The 17,677-nt window shown below is 68.8% G+C and carries 18 protein-coding genes; 11 read left to right on the plus strand and 7 right to left on the minus strand.

Annotation, left to right across the window (positions count from 1 at the left end; all coding sequences use genetic code 11):
* Positions 1-23: 23 nt before the first annotated feature.
* Positions 24-1,496, minus strand: a complete 1,473-nt coding sequence (locus tag QYL93_RS04390) for a deoxyribodipyrimidine photo-lyase (protein ID WP_305742511.1) — start codon at positions 1,494-1,496, stop codon at positions 24-26.
* Between the two features lie 23 nt (positions 1,497-1,519).
* On the opposite strand from QYL93_RS04390, the gene QYL93_RS04395 reads away from it, so the two are divergent.
* The 10 genes from QYL93_RS04395 (at position 1,520) to QYL93_RS04440 (ending at position 9,042) form a co-directional block, all read left to right on the plus strand.
* Complete coding sequence (locus tag QYL93_RS04395; RefSeq protein ID WP_179683511.1) at positions 1,520-2,119, plus strand: YqgE/AlgH family protein; 600 nt, start codon at positions 1,520-1,522, stop codon at positions 2,117-2,119.
* The gene (gene ruvX, locus QYL93_RS04400) at positions 2,116-2,535 is read left to right on the plus strand and encodes a Holliday junction resolvase RuvX (protein ID WP_305742512.1); all 420 of its coding nucleotides are present in this window, start codon (positions 2,116-2,118) and stop codon (positions 2,533-2,535) included. The genes QYL93_RS04395 and ruvX overlap by 4 nt, the downstream gene beginning before the upstream one ends.
* Positions 2,532-3,074 carry a bifunctional pyr operon transcriptional regulator/uracil phosphoribosyltransferase PyrR gene (gene pyrR / locus QYL93_RS04405; RefSeq protein WP_305742513.1) on the plus strand — a complete coding sequence of 181 codons (543 nt, stop codon included), beginning with the start codon at positions 2,532-2,534 and terminating at the stop codon, positions 3,072-3,074. The genes ruvX and pyrR overlap by 4 nt, the downstream gene beginning before the upstream one ends.
* Positions 3,075-3,076: 2 nt before the next feature.
* Entirely contained in the window at positions 3,077-4,039 is a 963-nt protein-coding gene (locus tag QYL93_RS04410) for an aspartate carbamoyltransferase catalytic subunit (protein WP_057201754.1), read from the plus strand.
* A complete protein-coding gene (locus QYL93_RS04415; protein WP_305742514.1) occupies positions 4,036-5,334 on the plus strand; it encodes a dihydroorotase in 1,299 nt (432 codons plus the stop codon). The genes QYL93_RS04410 and QYL93_RS04415 overlap by 4 nt, the downstream gene beginning before the upstream one ends.
* A gap of 37 nt (positions 5,335-5,371) precedes the next feature.
* On the plus strand, positions 5,372-6,109 hold the full coding sequence (locus tag QYL93_RS04420; RefSeq protein ID WP_305742515.1) for a 1-acyl-sn-glycerol-3-phosphate acyltransferase: 738 nt from the start codon (positions 5,372-5,374) through the stop codon (positions 6,107-6,109).
* A gap of 81 nt (positions 6,110-6,190) precedes the next feature.
* Positions 6,191-6,475 carry a hypothetical protein gene (locus QYL93_RS04425; RefSeq protein WP_157422129.1) on the plus strand — a complete coding sequence of 95 codons (285 nt, stop codon included), beginning with the start codon at positions 6,191-6,193 and terminating at the stop codon, positions 6,473-6,475.
* 242 nt (positions 6,476-6,717) lie between these two features.
* Complete coding sequence (locus QYL93_RS04430) at positions 6,718-7,950, plus strand: Yip1 family protein (RefSeq protein WP_305742516.1); 1,233 nt, start codon at positions 6,718-6,720, stop codon at positions 7,948-7,950.
* Between the two features lie 115 nt (positions 7,951-8,065).
* Positions 8,066-8,644, plus strand: a complete 579-nt coding sequence (locus QYL93_RS04435; protein WP_305742517.1) for a DUF4166 domain-containing protein — start codon at positions 8,066-8,068, stop codon at positions 8,642-8,644.
* Positions 8,641-9,042 (plus strand): thiol-disulfide oxidoreductase DCC family protein, encoded by a 402-nt coding sequence (locus QYL93_RS04440; RefSeq protein ID WP_305742518.1) that lies wholly within the window; start codon positions 8,641-8,643, stop codon positions 9,040-9,042. The genes QYL93_RS04435 and QYL93_RS04440 overlap by 4 nt, the downstream gene beginning before the upstream one ends.
* 264 nt (positions 9,043-9,306) lie before the next feature.
* On the opposite strand, the gene QYL93_RS04445 is transcribed toward QYL93_RS04440, so the two are convergent.
* The gene (locus QYL93_RS04445; protein WP_305742519.1) at positions 9,307-9,927 is read right to left on the minus strand and encodes a SiaB family protein kinase; all 621 of its coding nucleotides are present in this window, start codon (positions 9,925-9,927) and stop codon (positions 9,307-9,309) included.
* A 171-nt stretch (positions 9,928-10,098) separates the two neighbouring features.
* Complete coding sequence (locus QYL93_RS04450; RefSeq protein ID WP_305742520.1) at positions 10,099-11,181, minus strand: ABC transporter ATP-binding protein; 1,083 nt, start codon at positions 11,179-11,181, stop codon at positions 10,099-10,101.
* Positions 11,182-11,301: 120 nt separating this feature from the next.
* Here QYL93_RS04450 and QYL93_RS04455 point away from each other — a divergent pair, with 120 nt between their 5' ends.
* The gene (locus QYL93_RS04455) at positions 11,302-12,930 is read left to right on the plus strand and encodes an iron ABC transporter permease (RefSeq protein WP_305742521.1); all 1,629 of its coding nucleotides are present in this window, start codon (positions 11,302-11,304) and stop codon (positions 12,928-12,930) included.
* 58 nt (positions 12,931-12,988) lie between these two features.
* On the opposite strand, the gene QYL93_RS04460 is transcribed toward QYL93_RS04455, so the two are convergent.
* The 4 genes from QYL93_RS04460 to QYL93_RS04475 all read right to left on the minus strand — a co-directional run bounded on the left by QYL93_RS04460 (position 12,989) and on the right by QYL93_RS04475 (position 17,662).
* Positions 12,989-13,306 carry a hypothetical protein gene (locus tag QYL93_RS04460; RefSeq protein WP_305742522.1) on the minus strand — a complete coding sequence of 106 codons (318 nt, stop codon included), beginning with the start codon at positions 13,304-13,306 and terminating at the stop codon, positions 12,989-12,991.
* 120 nt (positions 13,307-13,426) lie between these two features.
* Positions 13,427-14,962 (minus strand): PepSY-associated TM helix domain-containing protein, encoded by a 1,536-nt coding sequence (locus QYL93_RS04465; RefSeq protein WP_305742523.1) that lies wholly within the window; start codon positions 14,960-14,962, stop codon positions 13,427-13,429.
* 13 nt (positions 14,963-14,975) lie between these two features.
* Positions 14,976-17,174 carry a TonB-dependent siderophore receptor gene (locus QYL93_RS04470; protein ID WP_305742524.1) on the minus strand — a complete coding sequence of 733 codons (2,199 nt, stop codon included), beginning with the start codon at positions 17,172-17,174 and terminating at the stop codon, positions 14,976-14,978.
* A 131-nt stretch (positions 17,175-17,305) separates the two neighbouring features.
* Entirely contained in the window at positions 17,306-17,662 is a 357-nt protein-coding gene (locus tag QYL93_RS04475; RefSeq protein ID WP_305742525.1) for a DUF2946 family protein, read from the minus strand.
* Positions 17,663-17,677: the final 15 nt, after the last annotated feature.

A 17,677-nucleotide genomic window follows, 5' to 3' on the forward strand; every position in this document is an offset into this window, starting at 1 on the left:
TTGCCCGGGCGGCTGAAGCGCCCTCATTCCGCCGCAGTCTTCACCACGGCATACCTTTCCAGAGTGCGCTTGCGCGCCTCGTCGTGGTCCACGATGGGGTGGGGGTAGGTGCGGCCCAGCACCACCCCGGCTGCCTGCAGCTCCAGCGGCTTGGCTGCCCACGGGGCATGCAGTGCTGCATCGGGCAGGGCGGCCAGCTGCGGCAGGTACTTGCGGATGAACTGGCCCTTGGCGTCGAACTTCTCGCTCTGGCTCACCGGGTTGAAGATACGGAAATAGGGCTGTGCATCGCAGCCGCTGGAGCTGGCCCACTGCCAACCGCCGTTGTTGGCCGCCAGGTCGAAGTCGTTGAGGTGGGTGGCAAAGTAGCCCTCGCCCCAGCGCCAGTCGATGCCCAGGTCCTTCACCAGAAAGCTCGCCACCACCATGCGCAGGCGGTTGTGCATGTAGCCCGTCTGGTTGATCTGCGCCATGGCCGCATCCACCAGCGGGTAGCCGGTGCGGCCCTCGCACCAGGCGGCAAAAAGTTCTTTGGCCTCGGGGCCGCTCTCCCAGCGAATAGCGTCATAGGCCGGCTTGAAGCTGTGCTCCACCACCTGCGGGTGGTGCGCCAGGATCTGGTGGTAGAAGTCGCGCCAGATCAGCTCGCTGAGCCAGGTCGCGGCGCCCTGGTTGCCCTGCACCATCAGCGCATGGGCCATGCGGGCCAGCAGGCGCGGGGAGATGGTGCCAAAGCGCAGGTGCACGCTCAGGTAGCTCGGCCCCTTGATGGCCGGAAAGTTGCGTGTGTCCTCATAGCGCGCGATGCGCTGGCGAAAATCCTCGAACAGGCGCTGCGCGCCGCTGGCCCCCGCAGGCAGTGCCAGCTGCGACAGCCCCGCTGGCTCGAATCCCAGGGCCTGCAAACCGGCTACCGCCCGGCGGTGTGCCTCGGGCCGGGGTGCCAGGCGGCCCGCATGGCGCTCCACGGGGTAGCTTTTCAGGTAGAAGGCATCGATCTTGCGGAGCCAGGCGTTCTTGTAGGGCGTGAACACGCTGTAGGGCTTGCCCGTCTGTGTGAGCAGCTCGCTGCGCTCGAACAGCGTGTGGTCCTTGTAGGTGTGAAACGCCCGCCCGGCCGCCGCCAGCCGGGTGCGCACCCGGCTGTCGCGCGCCAGGGCCTGGGGCTCGTCGTCGTGGTTGGTGTAGACGGCATCCACCTTCAGCTCCTCGGCCAGGGCGGGCAGGGCATCGCTGGCCACCGCGTGCAGCACGATCAGCCCCCCGCTGGCGTGGCCCGACAGGGTGCGCAGGTGCTCGTCCAGCTCCACCAGCGACTCGCGGATGAACTCCACGCGCCGGTCCTTTCTGGGCAGGGGGTCGAGGATTTCTGTGTCGAAAACAAAGGCGCAGTGCACCTTCTGGCATGCGGTCAGGGCGTGGTACAGGGCGGCGTGATCGGTCGCACGCAGGTCGCGGCGGAACCAGACGAGTCCGGAGGAATAAGAGGGCTCCATGTTCACCGTTAAAATTGGCACATATGTCTATCGATTCTGCGCCCATCAACCTGACGCATCACTTCCTGATCGCGATGCCCGGTCTGGAGGATGAGTCTTTCGCGCGCAGTGTGGTCTACCTGTGCGAGCACAGCGAGCGTGGCGCTTTAGGGCTCATCATCAACAAGCCCACGGAAATCACGCTGAAGGGCCTGTTCGACAAGGTCGACCTGTCCCTGCGCCGGGAAGACCTGCGCACGGCGCCCGTCTTCTCTGGCGGACCGGTGCAGACCGAGCGCGGCTTCGTGCTGCACGAGCCCATGCTCATGGACAAGGCCGAAACCGACGAATCGGCGTACGCCTCCACCATGACCATCCCCGGTGGCCTGGAGATGACCACCTCCAAGGACGTGCTCGAAGCCCTGTCCACCGGAGCCGGCCCGCGCCGGGTGCTCATCACCCTGGGCTATTCGTCCTGGGGCGAGGGCCAGCTTGAATCGGAACTGGGCGAAAACGCCTGGCTCACCGTGGCGGCCGACCTGTCGGTGATTTTCGATACCCCCGTGGCCGAACGTTACGACCGCGCGCTGGCCCTGCTGGGCCTGCAGGCCTGGATGCTCTCGCCCGAGGCGGGGCACGCATGACCGGCTTGCCCGCCCAGCCGGCCGTGCCTGCGCATTTCCAGACCTTTCTAGCTTTCGATTTCGGCCTCAAGCGCACGGGCGTGGCCACCGGCAACCGCCTGCTGCGCAGCGCCAGCCCGCAAGAGACCATCAAGGCCGAGGGCGACGCCCGCTTTGTGCAGGTGGCCCAGCGCATCAAGGAGTGGCAACCCGACGCCCTGGTGATCGGTGTGCCCTTCCATCCCGATGGCGCCAGCCACGAGAACACCGAGCGTGCCCTCAAGTTCGGGCGCCAGCTGCGCGGCCGCTTCGGCTTGCAGGTGTTCGAGGTCGACGAGCGCTACAGCACGACCGAGGCCCTGTCTGGTGGCGCCAAGGATGCCGATGCCGCCTCGGCCTGCATCATCCTGGAACAGTTTTTGAGGAATCTTCCATGACGACGACGACCCCCCCATCAGGCGCGTCCGGCGGCAGCCTGGTGCTCGACGCCGAGGCCCTGTACCGCGAGCTGCTGCGCGGCGTGCGCAGCATGATGAGCCCCGGCAGCACTCGCCTGGCGGGCATCGCCTCGGGCGGCGCCTGGCTGGCCGAGCGCCTGCAGAAGGACCTGGGCCTCGAAGGCGCCCCCGGCGTGCTCTCGTCAGTGATGCACCGCGACGACTTTGCCCAGCGCGGCCTGTCGGCCGGCGCGCAGACCACGCTGCCCTTCGACGTCAACGGCGCCGACATCATTGTGCTCGACGATGTGCTGTACACCGGCCGCACCATCCGCGCCGTGCTCAACGAGCTGTTCGACTACGGCCGCCCCGCCAGCGTGCGCCTGGCCGTGCTGGTGGACCGCGGCGGGCGCGAGCTGCCGGTGCATGCCGAGTTTGCCGCCGCCCGTGTGGCGCTGCCGGCCACCCAATCGCTGGCCCTGGCGCGCGACGAGCAGGGTGTCTTCCAATTCCAAGTCCATCCCGTCCAAGAGGCCTGACCGTGCTGCACAAGCGCAACCCCCAACTCAACGGCCACGGCGAACTCGTCCACCTGCTGTCCATCGAAGGCCTGCCGCGCGACATCGTCACGCACATCCTCGACACCGCCGCCAACTTCGTGAGCGTCAACGACCGCGAGGTCAAGAAGGTGCCCCTCTTGCGCGGCAAGAGCGTGTTCAACCTGTTCTTCGAGAACAGCACGCGCACGCGCACCACCTTCGAGATCGCAGCCAAGCGCCTGTCGGCCGACGTGATCAACCTCGATATCGCGCGCAGTTCGGCCAGCAAGGGCGAATCGCTGCTCGACACCATCGCCAACCTCTCTGCCATGGCGGCCGATCTGTTCGTGGTGCGGCACAGCGAATCGGGTGCACCCTACCTCATCGCCCAGCACGTGGCCCCTCACGTGCACGTGATCAACGCGGGCGACGGCCGGCATGCCCACCCCACGCAGGGGCTGCTGGACATGTACACCATCCGCCACTACAAGAAGGACTTCAGCAACCTCACGGTGGCCATCGTGGGCGACGTGCTGCACTCGCGCGTGGCGCGCTCGGACATCCACGGCCTGACCACCCTGGGCTGCGCTGAAGTGCGCGTGGTGGGCCCGCGCACCCTGGTGCCGTCCGACATGTCGCAGATGGGTGTGCGCGTGTGCCACACGCTCGAAGAGGGCATCAAGGACGCCGATGTGGTCATCACCCTGCGCCTGCAGAACGAGCGCATGAGCGGCGCGCTGCTGCCATCGAGCCAGGAGTATTTCAAGAGCTTCGGCCTCACGCAGGAAAAGCTGCAGCTGGCCAAGCCCGACGCCATCGTCATGCACCCCGGCCCCATCAACCGCGGCGTGGAGATCGACTCCGCCGTCGTCGACGGCCAGCAGAGCGTGATCCTGCCGCAGGTGACCTTTGGCATCGCAGTGCGCATGGCCGTCATGTCCATCGTCGCGGGGAATGAAGCATGAAGATACTGATCCAGAACGGCCGGGTGATCGACCCCGCTTCCGGTTTTGACCAGGCCTGCAGCATCGCCCTGGCGGCGGGCCGCATCGTCGGCATCAACCGAGTGCCGCCCGACTTTGCGCCCAATCGCGTGATCGATGCCGCCGGCTGCTACGTGCTGCCCGGCCTGGTGGACCTGGCCGCACGCCTGCGCGAGCCCGGCCACGAGCACGAAGGCATGCTCGAATCCGAAATGGCCGCCGCTGTGGCCGGCGGCGTGACCAGCCTGGTCTGCCCGCCCGACACCGACCCTGTGCTCGACGAGCCCGGCCTGGTGGAGATGCTCAAGTTCCGCGCCGAAAAACTGCACCAGTCGCGCTTGTTCCCCCTGGGCGCGCTCACCCGCAACCTGGCCGGCGAGGTGCTGACCGAAATGGCCGAACTCACCGAGTCCGGCTGCGTCGGCTTCAGCCAGGCCGAGGTGCCGCTGGCCAGCACCCAGGTCACGCAGCGTGCGCTGCAGTACGCGGCCACCTTCGGCTACACCGTGTGGCTGCGCCCGCAAGAGCTGCACCTGGGCAAGGGCGTGGCCGCCAGCGGCCCGCTGGCCACGCGTCTGGGCCTGTCGGGCGTGCCCGTGGCAGCCGAAACCATTGCCCTGCACACCATCTTCGAGTTGCAGCGCAGCACCGGCGCGCACGTGCACCTGTGCCGCATCAGCAGCGCCGCCGGCGTGGAGCTGATCCGCCGCGCCAAGGCGGATGGGCTGAAGGTCACGGCCGACGTCAGCATCAACTCGCTGCACCTCACCGACGTGGACATCGGTTTCTTCGACAGCCGCGCCCGCCTGTCGCCCCCGCTGCGCCAGCAGCGCGACCGCGACGCGCTCAGCGCCGCCCTGGCCGACGGCACCATCGACGTGCTGGTGTCCGACCACACCCCCGTGGACGAGGACGCCAAGACCCTGCCATTTGCCGAGGCCGAGCCTGGCGCCACCGGCCTGGAGTTGCTGCTGAGCCTGGCCTTCAAGTGGTCGCAAGACAGCGGCATTCCCCTGCGCCGCGCCCTCTCGGCCGTCACGGCCGACCCGGCCCGCGTGCTGGGCAGTGCCCTGGGCACGCTGCAGGCCAGCGTGGGCCAGATCGTCGAAGGCGGTGTCGGCGACCTGTGCATCTTCGACCCCGCCGCTGCGTGGACGGTGCATGGCGACGCACTGCGCAGCCAGGGCAAGCACACCCCCTTCCTCGGCTACGAGCTGCCGGGCCGTGTGCGTACCACCCTGGTCGGCGGGCAGGTCGCCTTCGACCGCGGCGGCTGAGCGGTCCGGCCGGTACCATGCTGTTCGCAACTGCGCGATGAAGGCCCTGCGCGCCCTGTGGCGCCTTCTGCGCATGCTGGGCCACATCGCCAAGGGCCTGGCCATCGTGGCGCTACGCTTTCCCGCGCTCTCGCCCGACCAGCAGCACTCCCGTGTGCAGGCCTGGTCCATGGAGCTGCTGGCCAAAATCGGCATCTCGCTGCGCCTGCAGGGCCAGCCCCCCGTCTCGGGGCCGGTCATGCTGGTGGCCAACCACATCTCCTGGCTCGACATCCCCGTGATGCACGCGGCCCGCCACTGCCGCTTCGTCTCCAAATCCGACGTCAAGGCCTGGCCCGTCATCGGCGGCCTGGCTACCGCCGCCGGCACCCTGTACATCGAGCGCGCCTCGCGCCGCGACGCCCTGCGCATGGTGCGCACCATGCAGGAGTCGCTGGAACGCGGCGAGGTGCTCGGCGTCTTTCCCGAAGGCACCACCGGCGACGGGCGCGAGATACTGCCCTTCCACGCCAACCTCATCCAGGCCGCCATCGCCGCCAACGCCCCCGTGCAACCCGTGGGCCTGCGGTTTGTCGACCGCACCACCGGCGACCTGAGCTTCGCCCCCAGCTACATCGGCGATGAAACCCTGGTCGGCTCCATCTGGCGCACCCTGAGCGCCCCGGCCATCGAGGCCGTGGTGCACTATGGCGAGCCGGAGCTGCCTGCGGGGCGGGATCGGCGGGTGTTTACGCAGGATTTGCAGGGGGTAGTGGATCGGTTGCGGCGAAGCTAGGCAGCCGATTGGGCAGTTGTCCGGCTTGGCGCGCAGGCGCCACGCGCGATACTGGCCTCTATCCTTGTGGAGGCAGCAGCTATGCGATTCATTCAACAGCTCAGCGTGTGGATGGTTCTGGTCTTCAGTTCCATGGCCGCCGTGGCACAGGGCGTCAACACGCCCGCCATCGTGCCCGGGCTACGGCCGGCCATGCCAGCATCGTCCCCGTACCAGCCCCCTGTGCCCACGACCAGCAGTACGCCGCAGCAAACCCCTGCGCCAGCGCCCAGCCTGACCCCGGCCCAGACGCCAGAGCCACCGCCTTCCCAGTCACCCTCCGAGACACCGCGCGAGCCGGTTGCCGCGCCGCCCGTGCAGGGCTGAGCGCATCCCCGCCGGGGGGGGCATCCCGGCATGAACCTTTCCCGTTCACGTTGCCTGCTGCACGACAGCCGGAGTAGCCTGCCCGCCCGAAACCGTGCATATTCCACATTTGCGGCGCCACGGGCTTTTGCACCTGCGTGCAAGTGCTCCCAATTGCCTTATCGTCCGCACCAGTTGAAAGCCTGCCTGCATCCCATGTCGAGGGCGCAAGGCTCCACTCACACTGCCGGGAGGGCACGACCATGAACCTGATCGAACGCGTCAAGAGCATTCTTCTGAAACCCCAGGAGACCTGGGCCACCATCGAGTCCGAGCCGGCCGATGTGGCGGGGCTGTACACCCAGTACCTGATGATCCTCGCGATCATCCCGGCGGTCTGTGGCTTCATCGGCATGTCGCTGATCGGCTTTGGCGGTTTTGGCTTCACCATGCGGATGCCCTTCTTCTCGGGTCTGATCAACATGGTGGTCTCGTACGTGCTGAGCCTGGTGGGCGTGTTCGTGCTGGGCCTCATCATCGACGCGCTGGCCCCCACCTTCGGCGGCCAGAAGAATTCCATCCAGGCGCTCAAGGTCGCGGTCTACGGCAGCACGGCAGCCTTGCTGGGCGGCATCTTCAGCCTGCTGCCTGCCCTGGCCATGCTGGGCTTCGTCGCGGCGCTGTACTCCATCTACCTGGTCTACCTGGGCCTGCCGGTACTCATGCGCAGCAACCCCGACAAGTCCATCGCCTACACGGCCGTGGTGATCGTCGCGGGCATCGTGGTGGGCGTCATCATCGGCGCCGTGAGTTCGCTCTTCATGCCCCGTGGCGGTGCCATGTTCAGCGGATCCGATGCCCCCGCAATCTCGGTGAACACCCCCGGCGGCAAGGTCACCATCGACACTGCGGGCCTCGAAGCCGCCAGCAAGAAGATGGAAGAGGCCGCACGCCAGATGGAAAAGGCCCAGAAGAGCCAGGACCCCGCCGCCATTGCCGCAGCCAACAGCGGTGCCGTTGCGGCAGCCGCCAGCATGATGGGTGGCGGGCAGGCCGTGGCGGCCCAGTCCCTCAAGGCCGCGCTGCCCGAGCAGCTGGGCGGCATGCCACGCACGGGCTTCGACGTGCAGGACGGCGCGGCCCTGGGCCTGCCCACCAGCCAGGCCAGCGCCTCCTACGGCAGCGGCGACAAGCGCGTTCGCATCGAGATCATCGACATCGGCGGCCTGGGCCAGATGGCGGCCCTGGCCATGGGCATGGGCCAGGGCGAGAAGGAAGACCAGAGCAGCGCCGAAAAGACCTGGCAGGAAAACGGCCGCACCCTGCACCAGAGCTACCGCAAGGACGGCAGCCGCGCTGAGTTCAAGACCGTGCTCAAGAACGGCCTGGTGGTCGGCATCGAAGGCGACCGCGTGGGGGTGCAGGACCTGCGCGGCATGCTGTCGCAGGTGGACCTCAATGCCCTGGAAGGCCTGCAGCGCAAACCCAAGGGCTGAGATCGTTCACCTGGGGTAGGTGCGGGCCACGGCCCGCTTTTTTTGCCTGCTGCAACGGCCCGGGTAGACTGGCCGCACGCTGGCTTTTGCCCGCCCCTCCCTGACGCGCCGCTCCATGACCTCCACTGCATCCCCTGCTGCCACACCCGCCACGCTGTACCAGCGCGTGATGGGCGTGGACTTCGATCGGCTGGCGTCGCCAGTGGCGCGCTTTCACCGCCTGGCGGGGACGCAGGTGCTGCACGGCCAGGTGCAGGTGCAGGCCCCCGCATCGCTGCTGGGCCGGGTGCTGGCCTGGGGGCTCGGGGCGCCGCAGCAGGCGGGGCAGGGCGCGATCCGCTTCGAGCTCGATGCCACTCCCGGTGCCGAGGTCTGGACGCGCATCTTCCCCACCCGCACCATGCAATCCACTTTGCGCGAGGCGCCGGGCTTTGTCGAGGAGCACATGGGTGCGGCGCGGCTGCTGTTCGGCCTCACGGCGGTCGAGGGCGGCCGGCTGGAGATGCGCCTGGTGCGCATGCGTTTTCTGGGCATTCCCTGCCCGCGCTGGCTGCAGCCCGCCATCGTGGCGCGCGAGACGGGGCAGGGCGATGACGAACTGCACTTCGACGTGCAGGCCAGCGTGCCCTGGATCGGCCGGGTGGTGGGCTACCGGGGGCAACTGCAGGTGCCTGCCGACGCGCGAACACCATGATTGTCGTCTTCGACGCCAAGTGCCTGCTGTGCAATGGCTGGGTGCAGTTCCTGCTGCGCCATGACCGCGCGGGCCGCATCCGCTTTGCCTCCATCCAGGGGCAAGAGGGCCTGCGCCTGCTGCACGAGGCGGGCCTTCAGGTCGATGGCCTGCAGACCCTGCTGGTGGTCGAGGACAAGGAAGACGGTGGCCGCACCTGGCAGCACACGGCCGCCATCCTGCGCATCCTGCACGCTCTGGGCTGGCCCTGGCGGCTGGCGTGGGTGGGCTGGCTGGTGCCGGCCCCGCTGCGCGATGCGCTGTACCGGTTGGTGGCGCGCAACCGTTATCGCATCTGGGGACGGTCGGACGTCTGCATGGTGCCCGCGCCGGAGCACGCAGGGCGGTTTTTGGATTAGGGCCTGTTCACACTAATTTCGGGGTCGCGAAGGCCCTTGCCGGCGGGCCAATCTAGGCGCGCGACGCGGCGTGTGCCCTTGCACACGCAAGGAGCGCAACGACGAGTGGCGCGCCGGCAAGGGCCTTCCCTCCGGGTTGCCCGGCCTGGGGGCCGTCTGCGACGTTGCCCGTGCTTGCAAGGTGCCTACCTTGCTGCACACGGGCGCCTTGCATCCAGCCCCCAGGCCGGCCAACGCGATCCCCGAAATTAGTGTGAACAGGCCCTAGATTCGCGCTTTGACGTGGAAGAGGGCGGTGCGCCCTTCGGTATCGGGGCTGGGCGCAAAGCTGTATTCCAGCGGCGCACTGGCATCGCGCGCAATGGTCAGCAGGCCCAGGCCGGCGCCCTTGCTCAGCGTGTCGGTGGTGTTGTGGTCGGGGTTGCGCAGTTGCTCCCGGTAGCTTTGCTTGATCTCCTCCAGGCTCATGGCGCGCAGGGCGTCGAGCTTGTCGGTCAGGCGCGGCACATGGGCCGCATCCACGGCGTTGCTGCAGACGATCCAGTATTGGGCGGGGGCTTCGCTTGCCTGCACGTCGGCAGGCAGGTCCTTGCCCACGCCGATGGCGCCCTTGGGGGCGGGCGCTGCTGGCACATCAGCCGCTGCCGTTGTCTGCGCGTCGTCGTCGGGCGGCACCGCATAGTGCAGGATGTTGTGCGCCATCTCCACGAAGGTGGAGAACAGCTTTCGCTTGGCCGGGCCCGAGGCATCCTCGGTGGCCAGGCGCTGCTTGAGCGAGTCGGCCGCTGCGGCCACCACGGCAGGCGTGAACTCACCGGCGTAGTAGAACAGCACGCCGCAGTCCTGCGCATTGGCCTGGAAGCGTTCGAAATCGGGGCCGTTCATGCGTCGGCTCCGGATGGGTCCACAAGGGAAAAGGGCCGTGCCGCCTGGACGAAGGCGCCAGTGGCCAGGCAACTGGCAAGAAAAGACATGCAGGAAGAACCGGTGATGCTGCGAATTGCCCCCGATTCTTGCCGGCTTGCGTGACGGCACCGTGACGCTCTTTGTGGCAGCTCAGGCGGTGCCGGCTTCTGCCTCACGGGGGAAGGTCACCACATGGTCTGCTTCGGCGCGTATGCCGATCCACTCGCCCACGGCATGGTCGTGGTGGCTGGGCACATGCGCCAGCACGCTCTGGCCGCTGACTAGGCGCAGGGTGTACAGGAACTCCGAGCCGCGGAACGACTTGCGCACGATCTGCGCCTGCACCGGGGATGCGTCGTCGTGCACGATGTCATCGGCACGCAGCAGCACGTCGCATTCGCCGCCGGGGTAGCTTGCGGGCAAGGGGCATTCGGCCAGGTCGGTCAGCTCGCCCACCGGCGTCTGTGCCACCACGTTGCTGCCGCGCTGCACCAGGGTGGCGGGGGCGAACACCCCGTGGCCGATGAAGTCCGCCACGAAGCGCGTGGCCGGGCGGTGGTAGAGGGTGTAGGCATCGTCCCACTGGTGCAGCCGGCCTTCGTGCATCACGCCGATCACGTCGCCGATGGCAAAGGCTTCGAGCTGGTCGTGCGTGACGAACAGGGCCGTGGCGCCCGCCGCCTTCAATATGCCGCGCACCTCGTGCGCCAGGCGCTCGCGCAGGTCCACGTCGAGGTTGGAGAACGGCTCGTCCAGCAGCATCAGCTGCGGGCGCGGCGCCATGGCGCGGGCCAGCGCCACGCGCTGCTGCTGGCCGCCCGACAGTTCGTGTGGAAAGCGCTGCTCGCTGCCTTCCAGCCCCACCAGCGTCAGCACCTCGGCCACGCGCGCGGCCTGCTCGGCGCGCGGCAGGTGGTGGATGCCGAAGGCCACGTTGCGCCCCACCGAGAGGTGCGGAAACAGCGCATAGTCCTGGAACACCATGCCGATGCGCCGCTGCTCGGGCGGCACGCTCACGCTGGCGCTGCTGACCACCTGCTGCGTCAGGCTGATCTGCCCGCCAAAGACAGGTTCGAGCCCGGCCACGGCGCGCAGCAAGGTCGTCTTGCCGCAGCCCGAGGGGCCGATCAGCACGCCGATATCGCCTGCGCGCAGGCCCAGGGACACGTTCTGCACGGCGGCGCGGGGGCGGCCTGCATAGCGCACTTCAAGTTGGGAGACCTCTAGGAACATAGGCCCCATTTTAGGTGGATGGGCTCGAATGCTTAAAATTCGCATTTGCATTTCCGAACTTCCCTGCTGCCCCGGGCGCGGGGCCGGCATGCCCTGACCCCTTTGCCGAGCCCTTTTGCCTTGCGCCGCACACCGTTTCGCTTCTTCCACACCCTTCCCCTGGTCCTGCTCGCCGGCATCCTTGTGCTGCCCGTGCTGGCGGTGCTGGCCTCGTGGCTGCCATTCGGGCAGACCGATGCACTGGCCGGCCCCATCCTGCGCGAGATGGCTACCACCGTGCTGCCCGGCTATGTGTGGACCACGCTGTGGCTGAGCCTGCTGGTGGCGCTGGGCGCGGCCACCGTGGGCACGGCGGCTGCGGCGGCGGTGACGCTGTTCGACTTCCCGGGCCGGCGCACCTTCGAGTGGCTGCTGCTGCTGCCCCTGGCCATGCCGGCCTATGTCACGGCCTATGCCTACACCGACTTCCTGCAGTTCAGCGGCCCCTTGCAGGTGGGGCTGCGCGCCACCTTCGGGCTCGAAGGCCGGCTGCTGCCCGAGGTGCGCAGCCTGGGCGGCGCGGTCTGGGTGTTCATCTTCTCGCTGTACCCCTATGTCTACCTGCTGGCGCGCACGGCGCTGGGCGAGCGCGCCGCCCACCTGATGGAGGCTGCGCGCCTGCTCGGTGCACCGCTGCCCCGGCGCATCCGCGCCGTGGCCCTGCCGCTGGCGCGCCCGGCCGTGGCCGCCGGCGTGGCCCTGGTGCTGATGGAAACGCTGGCCGACTTTGGCGTGGCCAGCTACTTCGGCATCCAGACCTTCACCACCGGCATCTACAAGGCCTGGCTGTCCATGGACAACCGGCTCGCCGCCGCACAGCTGGCCACCATGCTGCTGGTGGTGGTGATGGCCCTGCTGCACCTGGAGCAGCGGGCTCAGAAGCGCATGCGCTTTGCGGGTGGCCTGGGCCGCGCCGGCTCGGCCGAGGCACAGCCCCTGGCGCTGCGCGGCGGGCGCCGCCTGCTGGCCTGGGCCGTGTGCACGGTGCCAGTGCTCATGGGCTTCGTGGCGCCGGTGGTCTTCATGCTGCGGCCGCTGGCGGCCGACTGGTCGGTGCTGCCCTGGGGGCGCTTCATCGAGTGGGCCTGGAACAGCGTGCGGCTGGGCGGCATCACCGCCGCGCTGGCCGTGGTGGTGGCCCTGTCCCTGGCATTTGCCGTGCGCCGCAGCGCCGATGCCGTGACGCGCGGCGTGGTGCAACTGGTGAGCCTGGGCTACGCCGTGCCCGGCGCCGTCATCGTGGTGGGCCTGCTGCTGCCCGTGGGCTGGCTGCAGGCGGCCGTGCCGCAGTGGGGCGTGGGTGCCTTGGTAACGGCCACGGCCGTGGGCATCGTCTGGGCCTACCTGGTGCGCTTTTGCGCCGTGGCGCTGCAGTCCATGCAAAGCGGCTACGCGCGCATTCCACACAGCCTGGACGACTCGGCGCGCATGCTGGGCACGGGCAGCGCCGGCCTGCTGGCGCGCGTGCACTGGCCGCTGCTCAAGCGCTCCACCGCTGCCGCCGCGCTGCTGGTCTTCGTGGACGTGATGAAGGAGTTGCCCGCCACCATGGTGCTGCGCCCCTTCAACAGCGACACCCTGGCCGTGGTGGCCTACCAGCTCGCGCGCGACGAGCGCCTGGGCGAGGCCGCGCTGCCCTCGCTGGCCCTGGTGGCCGTGGGGCTGGTGCCGGTGATATTGCTCAGCCGCACCCTGCGTAGCCGCAACTGAGTAAGGCATGAAAAAGCCGCCCGAAGGCGGCTCGCTGGTTATGGGCACCCAGGGGGGCTCACTCGCTCCAGTTGGAGTGCTTCTCGCACAGCTTGTTGGTTTCCTTGCCCTTGCGGGTTTCGGCAAAGGTCACGAGGTTGCCCTTGAAGTCGTCGGGCGTCTCGTTCCACATGCAGGTGCACCAGGCCTGGGCCTTGGTCTGACCGCGAATGGGGCTCTTCTCGTCGCCGCCTTCGTACAGCTTGGCCGCGTAGCCCAGGCATTGCCGGTACTGCGCGTCGCCTGCGGGGGGGGTGTTGTAGTCGGTGGCTGCCAGCGCGGACGTGCCTGCGGCCAGGATGAGAAGGGCGCCGGTGAGCGTGCGGATCAATTGCATGGGGTAACCTCTGCCAAGGGGTTTTTAATGTTGAAGGTAGCGGTGCCCAGGTGAGTGCCACAATGCATTTGCCACCCGGGTGTTACGTAGTGTAGTTGTATGAAACAAAAAGTTTCAACATTATTTCGCCGCCAGCTTCACCGCAGTGCCCTTGCCACGCCACTGGTATGACAACCTTCGCCAGCCCACGACCACTCCCGTAAAGCTCAGCAGCGTGCCCCCCAGGCTCAGCACCACGAGCACCACATCCCACAGCGGGCGGCGCGCCAGCAGCGGCCCCCAGTCCCAGCTGTGCAGCAGTGCGAACAGCCAGCGGCTGGCACGGCGGTGGGTGTCGCTCTTGTCCAGCACGGCGCCGGTGTGGGGGTCGATGTGCACCCAGGTGGCGTGGGCGTCGGTGAACACCACACGCAGCACCGGCAGGGGCTTGTCGCCGCCGCCCGTCATGGTGTGCGCGGCGCGGCTGTAGTAGTGCATGTCGTACTCGCTCAGCGCCTCGCTGCGGGCCACCGGGTCCGGCAGAAGGTGCCCGGCGGCGGCCAGTAGTTGCTGCGTGTCCATGGCGTGGGGCTGGGCGGTGGCGGCATCGAGCAGGGCCGGCGCGCCCGTGGGGCTGGCCGCCTGCACCAGCGTGTGGCCGGCCGTGCGCACCCAGCGCAGCTCGCGCGTGTTGGGCGAGGCGGCAGCCAGCAGGGCCTGCACACTGGCGGGCTGCGCGGGCAGCAGCAGCGGGCCGCCGTGCATGGCCTGCGTGCGCAAGGCCGGGGCGCCGCTGTCGAAGACCTTCCAAGGGTTCATGGACATCAGGCCGCTGAAGATCCAGGTCAGCGTGACCGCTGCGAACAGCAGCCCCGACACATGGTGCCAGCGCATCATGAAGCCCCGGTAGGGCGAGCGCGAGCCGCTCTTGTAGCGCCGTGTGAAGCGCCAGCGCATGATGCCCACCACGGTGCCGGTGATGGTCAGCACGATGCCGGCGATTGACAGCCAGTTCACGATGTCGGCCCACCAGGCGTTGAAGGCATTGCCGCGAAACGGGTAGAGCCAGTGGATCCAGGCGCCCACGTAGTTCCAGCCGCGTTCCGTGCGCGTGGCGTCTCGCACCACCTCGCCGGTGGTGCCCGAGACGTAGACCTCGGTGTCCGCCGCGTCGCCCAGCGCCAGGCGGTGCAGGGGGCGGTGGGCATCGAGGGCGCGCGAGTGGGTGAAGGCGTCCTCGTCCAGGCTGCCCAGGTAGCGCGGGGCGCTGCCGGGCGTGCCGGCAAAGGCCTGGGCCGATGCCGTGGCCCAGGCCGCGTCCACCCCGCGCAGCACCTGGCCGGTGCTGGCATCGACCACGGTGGCGGGACCGCGCCTGGGTGCGCCCTGCGGCAGCACCAGGTAGACCGCCCGCCCGCCGCTGGCCACGGCCAGCCGCAGGTCCGACAGGGGCTTGCCGTCGATACCCGCCGCGCGCAGGGCCTGCGCGGGCTCCAGCGCGATGGCGGCCGTGCGCAGCGGTGCCATGTGCTCCAGCCGCTCGGTGGCCGTGAGCTTGGGGTAGCCCACGTACATCATCACCACGCCCGAGACAAACCACATGGCGAAAAAGGCGCACAGCACCACCCCCGCCCAGCGGTGCACGAGGTAGAGCCAGCGCTTGGCGTGCGGCAGCATGCTTGGCCCCTGCTCAGAACGCGACGTGCAAGGTGACGTCCGCCGTGCGCGCGGCGCCCAGGTAGACCTGCGTGCTGCGCGACTCCACCGCGTGGATGCGGTCGGTGGCGTTGCGGATGCGGCCGGTGAGCGTGGTGGAGCGGTTCAGCTTCCACGCCAGGCCCAGGTCCAGCAGGGTGTACGCGGGCCAGTACTGCGTGTTGGCAGCATCGGCGTACACCTTGCCCACATGGCGCACGCCGGCGCTGGCCGTGAGGGCCGGGGTGATGGCGTACGACGCCCAGAGGTTGGCCACTGTTTCCGGCGTGTTGATGGGGGTTCTGCCGGCCAGCGAGACGCCGCCCTGCGCATAGTTCTCGTAGCGCGCCCGGGTCCGGGTGAGGTTGGCCTGTACCTGCCACTGGCTGGTCGGGCGCACTCCCACCGCCAGCTCGATGCCCCGGGCCGACTGCTCGCCCACCAGCACGGTCAGCGTGGGGTTGGTCGGGTCCTGCGAGGCGATGTTCTTGCGCGTGATCTGGAAGGCCGCCGCCGTGGCCGTGCCCTTGCCATCCCAGAAATCGAACTTGCTACCCACCTCGGCCTGTCGGCCGGTGGTCAGCGCGCTGTTGTTGGCGACGTCGGCAAACGACGCGGTGGCCAAGGAGCCCGATGGCGGGTCGGCAGCGGTCGATGCCTGGGCATACAGGTTGGCGTTGGGCGCGAAGTCCCACACCACGCCCAGGCGGCCGGTGGTGGGGTGGTAGCTGCGGCTGAAACTGGCGGGGCTGGCGGCCGTGGCGGTGCGGCGGTTGGTCAGGTCGAGCTCGATGCGCTCGTGCCGCAGGCCGGTGATGAGGTGCACGCTGGGGGCCAGGGCGGTGCGGTTTTCCAGGTACAGCGCGGTGGTGGTGGTCTTGTTGTCGCGGTCGGGATTGAAGCCGGGCGCCATGCCTGGGATGTCGAAGAAGCGCTCTGTGGTGAACTGGTAGGGGTTCACCGTGCTCACGGTGCTGCTCAGGCTGTTGGGAAAGCGCGTCTGCCGGTTCACGCTGGCATCTAGGCCAAAGGCCCAGTCGCTCTTGCGGCCGGCCAGCGTGCCCTGCCAGGTGGCCTCGATGCGGTCGCCCACCACCTCGTGGTCGTGGCGCTGCAAAAAGGGCGAGGTGCGCGCCACCTGGGTGTTGGCGGCGTTGAAGCGGTAGGTCTCCACGTTGCGGTAGTCGCGCAGCGCATCGTAGGCATACAGGGTGTTGCGCAGCTGCAGCGCGTCCGACACACGCCACTGCGCCACTGAGCGCAGCCACTGCACGCGCTGCTGGTAGATGCCATCGGCACTGTTGTAGTTCTTGAAGCGCGTGGCCGGGTCCACGCGCAGCGCGCCCAGGTTGGGGTTGAGCACGGGCGTGCCCCAGTAGGGGCGGTCCACGTCGTCCTTCTGGTACTCGTAGGCCAGCAGGTGGGTGAAGCCGCCGCCCAGGTCCGTCAACAGCGAGGTGGCCAGCTGGGTGGAACGCGAGTGCACACCCTCGACCCAGTTGCCCGCATCGCGGTGGTTGAGGTCGATGCGGGCAAAGTTCGCAGCGCCAGCGCCACCTCCATCGCCGGACAGGCGCCGGTTCAGGCCCACCGACACCTCCTTGAGGTCGTTCGCGCCCAGGCGCAACTGCGCCTCGCCGAAGTTGCTGCGTTCGGGCGTCTTGGTGATGTAGTTGAGCGAGCCGCCCACCGCGCCCGAGCCGTAGAGGAAGCTCGATGCACCGCCCACGGCCTCGACCCGGTCGTAGATCCAGCTGTCCACCGCGCGCGTGGCACTGCCGTACTGCACGGTGATGCCGTTGTACATCTGGCTCACCGAGTTGCCGCTGAAGCCCCGGTAGCTGGCGGCCATGGAGCCCGGCGCGTTGTGCGCCGTGACGCCGGGGATGGCGCGCAATATCTCTTGCGTGTCCTGCGCGCCGCGCGCGTCGATGGTGGCGCGGTCCACCAACGTGACCGATGCCGGCGTCTCGCGCGGTGTCAGCCCCAGGCGGCTGCCGGTGCCCACCGGCGTGTCGAGCTGCAGGCGGCCATTGGGCTGCGGCGCTGCGTCGGTCACCTCGACGGCCTGCAGGGTGGGGGCGGGCTGCGCCTGGGCGGCCGCGCACAGTGGCACCAGGGCGAGGATGGCCGCATGCAGCGGCGATGGGGTGAAGAAGGCCGGCGTGCAAGCAGGCGAAGGGGAACGGGACATGGCTCAACTCTCTGGCAGGCAGCGCGGCGCTGAGCGCAGGCTGGGCCTGCAGGCGCGCACTGCCCGCGACATCACGGACAGGAAGGCCGCGCAGCCCTGGCGTTCAGGGGCCTGCGCGAGCGGCGGTCAGGTCAGAGAGAAGCGGGCGGCCCGCGCGCGGGCAGCGGCGCCGCCGTGATGGCGGCAATGCGCGCCGCCTGAACCGGCTGCACGGCGTGCGCCAGCGGTTGCGGCAGGGGAAGGAAGGCGCAGGGAACGGCAGGCGGGGCGCCTGCGATGCTGCACAGCGGGCAGTCCATGCCCATGCTGCCCATCTCGACGGCACCGTCGTCGGTCTGCACCAGCAGCTTGATGGTGCCGGCGCCCGAGCAGATCACCTCGATGGCCTGCGGGTTCACCAGCGGCGAGGCCATGGCCACCCCCATGGACGCCACGAACCAGGCCAGCACCAGAAGGCGCAGGGCAGCAAAGGTTCGAAGGGCGTTCATGGGCCGAGATTATGC

The sequence above is a fragment of the Acidovorax sp. A1169 genome, assembly GCF_030704685.1.
GTDB lineage: Bacteria > Pseudomonadota > Gammaproteobacteria > Burkholderiales > Burkholderiaceae_C > Acidovorax.